At 72.4% G+C, this 5,621-nt stretch carries 7 protein-coding genes; 3 read left to right on the forward strand and 4 right to left on the reverse strand.

Features of this window, described 5'->3' with window-relative positions; genetic code table 11:
* Window positions 1-5: 5 nt before the first annotated feature.
* Window positions 6-194 (reverse strand): hypothetical protein, encoded by a 189-nt coding sequence (locus GT354_RS52660; RefSeq protein WP_202512083.1) that lies wholly within the window; start codon window positions 192-194, stop codon window positions 6-8.
* On the opposite strand from GT354_RS52660, the gene GT354_RS20130 reads away from it, so the two are divergent.
* A complete protein-coding gene (locus tag GT354_RS20130; RefSeq protein WP_161357695.1) occupies window positions 148-1,047 on the forward strand; it encodes a glycosyltransferase in 900 nt (299 codons plus the stop codon). The two genes, GT354_RS52660 and GT354_RS20130, sit on opposite strands and share 47 nt — an antisense overlap.
* A gap of 26 nt (window positions 1,048-1,073) precedes the next feature.
* On the opposite strand, the gene GT354_RS20135 is transcribed toward GT354_RS20130, so the two are convergent.
* A complete protein-coding gene (locus GT354_RS20135) occupies window positions 1,074-1,904 on the reverse strand; it encodes a class I SAM-dependent methyltransferase (protein WP_161357691.1) in 831 nt (276 codons plus the stop codon).
* A 73-nt stretch (window positions 1,905-1,977) separates the two neighbouring features.
* On the opposite strand from GT354_RS20135, the gene GT354_RS20140 reads away from it, so the two are divergent.
* On the forward strand, window positions 1,978-2,592 hold the full coding sequence (locus tag GT354_RS20140) for a TetR/AcrR family transcriptional regulator (protein ID WP_161357692.1): 615 nt from the start codon (window positions 1,978-1,980) through the stop codon (window positions 2,590-2,592).
* Window positions 2,593-2,750: 158 nt separating this feature from the next.
* Here GT354_RS20140 and GT354_RS20145 read toward each other — a convergent pair whose 3' ends face one another.
* A complete protein-coding gene (locus GT354_RS20145; protein WP_161357693.1) occupies window positions 2,751-3,527 on the reverse strand; it encodes a TetR/AcrR family transcriptional regulator in 777 nt (258 codons plus the stop codon).
* A 114-nt stretch (window positions 3,528-3,641) separates the two neighbouring features.
* Here GT354_RS20145 and GT354_RS20150 point away from each other — a divergent pair, with 114 nt between their 5' ends.
* The gene (locus GT354_RS20150; protein WP_346012095.1) at window positions 3,642-4,586 is read left to right on the forward strand and encodes an alpha/beta hydrolase; all 945 of its coding nucleotides are present in this window, start codon (window positions 3,642-3,644) and stop codon (window positions 4,584-4,586) included.
* A 791-nt stretch (window positions 4,587-5,377) separates the two neighbouring features.
* On the opposite strand, the gene GT354_RS20160 is transcribed toward GT354_RS20150, so the two are convergent.
* Window positions 5,378-5,621 (reverse strand): helix-turn-helix transcriptional regulator (locus tag GT354_RS20160; protein ID WP_161357694.1); only part of this gene is annotated, 244 nt, incomplete at its 5' end.

Below are 5,621 nucleotides of genomic sequence, written 5' to 3' on the forward strand. Positions count from 1 at the left end.
CGTCGCTACCATCGAGTCTTCTTTTCGTGCTGGCCCTTGTCCTGGTGCTCGCCTTCGGTCCCGTTCTTGTCGCTGTTTGCCCTGTTTGTCGCTGCTTGTGGTCGCCCGTCGTTGTGCTCGCCTTCACCGAACATGGGGTCCGCCGCCATGCCGTTGCCGCGCTCGAAAGCCGTGCCCCGTCTGGGAGTTGTCATCGTGACCATGGGCACGCGGCCCAGGGAGTTGGCGGCTCTGCTCGCGTCGGTGGAAAGGCAGGACGTGCCCGCGGCGAGAGTGGTGCTGATCGGCAACGCGACGTCACTCACCGACGTGGACGCGGCGGCGAACGTCACCAAGGTGTCGCTCGACGAGAACCTCGGCTGCCCGGGCGGCCGCAACGTCGGCCTGCGGGCGCTGCGCGAATCGGGCGAGGTCGACGTGGTCGTCGAACTCGACGACGACGGCCTGCTCGTCGCCGACGACGTGTTCGGCAGGGTTGGGCAACTGTTCGCGACGGAGCACGAGTTGGGCATCGTCGGATTCCGGGTCGCCGACGAACACGGCCACACGGAGCGGCGTTGGGTGCCTCGGCTGCGCGCCGACGATCCCCTGCGCGGCGGCCCGGTGACGGCGTTCCTCGGCGGCGGGCACGCCCTCTCGATGCCCATGCTCGACGAGATCGGCCTGTGGCCGGCGGAGTTCTTCTTCGGGCACGAGGAGTCCGACCTGGCCTGGCGGGCGCTCGACGCGGGGTGGCGGATCCGGTACGAACCCGAACTCGTCCTGCGGCATCCGGCGACGTCGCCGGCCCGGCACGCGGTCTACTACCGCTTCACCGCCCGCAATCGGGTCTGGCTCGCCCGTCGCCGGTTGCCCGCGCCCCTGATCCCGGTCTACCTCGGCGTGTGGATCGTCCTCACCATGGCGCGTATCCGGTCCGTGAGCGGGCTGAAAGCGTGGTGGGGCGGCTTCGCCGAGGGCACGCGGACGCCGTGCGGCCCGCGCAAGCCGATGAAGTGGCGCACCGTGTGGAGGATGACGCGCCTGGGGCGGCCGCCCATCCTCTGAGGGTCGTCGCTCGCCGGCGGGCCGGGTCAGGAGGCGGCGACGCGTGCCGCGGTGATCGCGGTCGCCGAGTAGGGCATGGTGAAGCCGCCTCCCACGGCGTCGATCGCGGCGCCGATGCCGGCCAGGACCTCGGCGAGCCGGGCCGGTGGCAGCCGGGTGTGGCCGCCGGTGGTGGGCAGTTGGTCCAGCCACTCGCGCCGGGTGTACGAGCGCTCCCAGTCGATGCGCCACTGTTCCGGGGCGGTGAACGCGCCCGAGGCGCGGATCCCGTCGGCCGCCCTGGCACACAGGCCCGCGTACCTGTCCTCGGCGGCCGGCGTCGTCCATTGGCGGGCGGCGAGCGAGTCGGGGAGTACTCGGCGGTAGACCTCGGCAAAGGCCTCCGCCACCTCCGGCGAGGGCCGGTCCACGTTCCAGAACACGGCCAGTCGGCCGCCGGGTCGCAGTGCCTCGGCGGCCTTCGTCGCTCCTGCGGTCGGGTCGACCCAGTGCCAGGTCTGGCCGGAGACGACCGCGTCGAACCGCCGACCCGCCGGGTCCCAGGTCTCGAACGCCGACACCTCGACCGGGAGTCCGCGTCGCCGCGCCCAGTCGGCCATCCGGGCATCGATCTCGACGCCGAGCACGGCGCAACCGGCCGCCTGGAACTGCCGGGCTGCGATGCCGGTGCCACAGCCGACGTCGACCACGTCGCGGCCCGGCGCGGCGGCGACGATGCGGGCCACCATGGCCTCCGGATAGCGGGGCCGGGCGCGGTCGTAGCGTTCGGGGTCCGTGCCGAACGACCGGGCCAGGTCGCGGGCTTGGTGAGGTTCCGGTTCGGTGGGCCGCACTCGTCTCGGCGGTATGATGGGCATGTGCCCACTATGAATGGGCGCTTGCCCACTCGTCAATCGGGTGGGGTCGAACGAGGGAAGGTGGGCGCGGACGGTGCCGACAGGGGTAGCCATGCGCGACGCGCGCGAGCAACTGTTCGAGGCGGCCGAGCGGGTCCTGCTCCGGGAGGGGCCGAGCGCGTTGACCAGTCGCGCCGTCACCAGCGAGGCAGGCTGTGCAAAAGGCGTCCTGCATCGACACTTCGCCGACTTCGACGCCTTCCTCGCCGACCTCGTGCTGGACCGCATCGCCCGGATCGACCGCCAGGCCGACGCCCTGCGTGCCGCCGCCGGTACGGGCACCGTCGCCGACAACCTCACGGGCGCGCTGACGACCGTGTTCGAGTCGATCGCCGTGGCGATCGTGGGCCTGATCACCTCGCGGGACGACCTGCGCGCTCGGCTGCGCCAGACCAGGCCGACCGGTGTGCCGGTCCTGGCGGAGGCCACCACCATGCTCGCCGGCTACCTGGCCGCCGAACGCGATCTGGGGCGCCTCGCACCGGATGCCGACCTCGACACGCTCGCCCCCACCCTGATCGGGGCCGGCCACTTGCTGTTCGCCGATCGCACAGGCACCCCACCGACAGCCGACGCCGTACATCGGGTCGTCATCACGGTCATCGCCGGTGCCGGTGCCGGTGCCGGTGTCCGAGCCGTCCCGGAATAGTCGCGGTGAACGACCCGACGGCAGGCGAGACCCTTGCCGAGCCGGTGCCGGAGCCGGGAGGCACCGGGCCGAGCGGTGCCTCCCGTCGATGATCGCGGTGGCTTCGGTCTCGATCAGATGAGTAATGCGGGCGTTCGGTGCGCCGCCGGGAATCGTCGCTACTCCCCGGGCGCCAGCAAGCCGGCCAGCACTCGACGCAGTGTCCGCTCGAATACTCCGTCACCCCACGAATCGGCATCCTTCGCGCCACCGCCACCGCCACCGCCGCCGGTGTCGACGCCGGCCGAAGCATCCGCCGCCGCAGCCGCCGCGCCCGCCGCGCTCGTCATCGCCGCCAGCAGGCGAGGGTGCTTCCCCGCAGCCGCGACCTCCCCCAGGTAGGCCGTCTGCGCCCGCTGTCGTTCGTCGGGTGAAGCTCCCGCCGAGCGCGCGTTGAGTTCGTTGCGGGCGAACAGCGTCACCAGCCCGCCGAGGATGCCGATCGCCTCCAACTTGGCCCGGCTGCTCGCGGGCGCGGGATCGAGCAGGGTCAGCGCGTGTTCGAGGTAGTCGATCGAGGCCGGCCCCAGTGGCGTGTACTGGGCCATGACGTCCAGCAGCCAGGGATGTCGCAGGTACACCGCCTTCGCCTGCGCCGCCAGCGCGACCAGGTCGTTCGTCCAGTCCCCGCTCGGCGTGACGGTCAGGTCGATCTCGGCCGTGACCGCGTCGGCCATCAGATCGATCAGGTCCTCCCGCGCGGCCACGTAGCGGTACAGCGACGCGGGCCCGGTGTCGAGCCGCCGCGCGACCTGCCGCATCGACACGGCGGCGAGCCCGTCGGCGTCGGCGAGTTCGACCGCGGTCGCGGTGATCTGGGCGCGGCTGCGACCGGGCGCCGGGCCGCGCCTACCGCGTTCGGGGCGGGTCCATACGGACACGGGTTCGCCGGCCATCGGTCTCCATACCTCACGTGTGCCATGAGTCCTTGTCGCTGTGTAGTCTAATATTGCGAACGCTGATCGCAGTATTGCGCTGCTGCTCGGCAGCGCCGAGAAAGGACGTACGTCGTGATCGAGAAGTCCGAGAACCCGGAAGCCACCGTCCCCCCGGCCCCGTGGACGCCGACCCGATTCGCCCGCAACGGCGAGGTGAACATCGCCCACGACCGCCTCGTCGTACCCGCGTCGGACGAACCGGACGCCGGTGAACCGCTGTTGCTGATCATGGGCCTGGCCGTCTCCCGCCGTTGGTGGCCGCTCGGACTGTGCGAGGCGTTCGCCGCGGCGGGCTTCGCCGTCGTCCGCTACGACCAACGCGACGCCGGGGAGTCGACCCACCTGCCCCCCACCAAGACGAGCAACCCGTTCTCGGCGCTGTTCGGCAAGCGCGGCGACGCGTACACCGCCGAGGACATGGCCGACGACGCCATCGCCGTCATGGACGACCTGGGCTGGGAGTCGGCCCACCTGTTCGGGCACTCGCTCGGCGGTGCCATCGCTCAGCGGATCGCCCTGCGACACCCCACCCGCGTGCGGACGTTGACCTCCTCCGCCGCGCTGCCCAGCGACGTCGGGGGCCTGAGCGTCGTGCGCTACCTGCGCTTCGGCACGTTGGCCAAGCTCGCCCGCCAAAAGCACCCGGACACCCGGGAGGGTCGCATCGCCGCGGGGGTGGCCGTGGCCCGCGCGGTCGCCTCTCCCGGCTACCCCTTCGACGAGGAAGCCGCCCGCGCCTGGGTCGAACTCGACCTCGACACGGGGATAGCCGACAACGGTGCGCAAAGTCGCCAGATCGGCGCCCAGTGGCACGGCCCCAAGCTCACCACCCTCGACAAGCCCACCCTGGTCCTGCACGGGGAAGAGGACCAGATCCTGCGCCTGAAGGCGGGCCGGGCAACCGCCGCCGCGATCCGCGGTTCCCGCCTGGTCACCTATCCGGGAGTGGGTCACGACCTGCCCGCGCCCCTGTGGAAGACGGTCGCCGAGGAGGTCCGCGTCCTCGCCACCACCTGACGCCCGAGCGCCGACCGTCGCGCCTGCGGAGCCGGTGCGGCGGGGTGCTTGTGCGCTGCGTGTCGGCCGCACCGGCCGGATGAGCGACGACAGCCGACCGGACGAGCGACGACAGCCCGCGGCCCACCTCGGACCCGAGACGTACGCCGAGGTGGGCGAGGACCGGGAGCGGTGATCGGCTACCGGCTCGCCGCTTCGCCGCCCACCACCGCGACCACGTCACCGCTCGCGTGCTCGCCGCGGCCCGGTTCGACGGACTCGGCTTCGAGGACAGTCGGCCCTCACCCCCGAGAACACGTCCGGCGGCATCAGGCTGTGGCATCGGGTTCTCCGTTCAGCCCCGGTTCGAGGCCGCCGGTGACCTCGGACGCCTGATGAGCTCGGACGTCTGGTGACCTCGGACGCCCCACGGCCGTCGGTGATCCGGCTTCGAGTCGGATCCGTACCCGCGAAGCGGCGGCCGCGCGCGGGAGCGGTGACATCCCGGTCCCGGCGGCGGCCCGGGAGAGACGTCGGTGAAGGCGCGGCGGCTCTCGGGTGGGCGAGGGCGACGGTGACCCCCGCGCGGCGGGGTCCGGCGGTGCGGGCGTCGGTTCGGGTGGGGCGGACCACGGCGCGGTACCGGGCGGTGGGCGTGGGGGCCGTCGGGAGCGGGGGCACGAGGGTGTCGGGGGTGGCGTAGGAGCGGAGCACGTACGCCACCCGGGATGGTCTCGGACCGGCCGCACGGCACGACGTGTCGTCATGGGGGCGGCTTCGGGAGGGCGGGTCGGGGTGGAGCCGGACGCGCTCTACGGCCTCGTCGTCGTGGTCAGGATCGAGCGCAGGCCGTGCCGGTCGCGTACGCCGACCTTGCGATATGCGCGGCCCAGTGTGTTGTCGACGGTGCGGATCGACAACCCGCACGTGACGGCGATCTCCCGGCTGGTGTGACCGTGCGCGGCCAACAGTGCGATCTGGTGCTCGCGGACGCTGAGCCCCGCGGCGGTGGACAGGCTCGCCAGAGCCGGCGTCGCCGCGCCCTCGCACCGGCCC

Origin of the sequence: Streptomyces sp. SID3343 (assembly GCF_009865215.1) — a bacterium.
In the GTDB taxonomy this organism is placed as follows: Bacteria; Actinomycetota; Actinomycetes; order Streptomycetales; family Streptomycetaceae; genus Embleya.

Coding starts and splice junctions, on each gene's coding strand:
- GT354_RS52660 (WP_202512083.1), bottom strand. CDS start 194: ATGACAACTCCCAGACGGGGCACGGCTTTCGAGCGCGGCAACGGCATG.
- GT354_RS20130 (WP_161357695.1), top strand. CDS start 148: ATGCCGTTGCCGCGCTCGAAAGCCGTGCCCCGTCTGGGAGTTGTCATC.
- GT354_RS20135 (WP_161357691.1), bottom strand. CDS start 1,904: ATGCCCATCATACCGCCGAGACGAGTGCGGCCCACCGAACCGGAACCT.
- GT354_RS20145 (WP_161357693.1), bottom strand. CDS start 3,527: ATGGCCGGCGAACCCGTGTCCGTATGGACCCGCCCCGAACGCGGTAGG.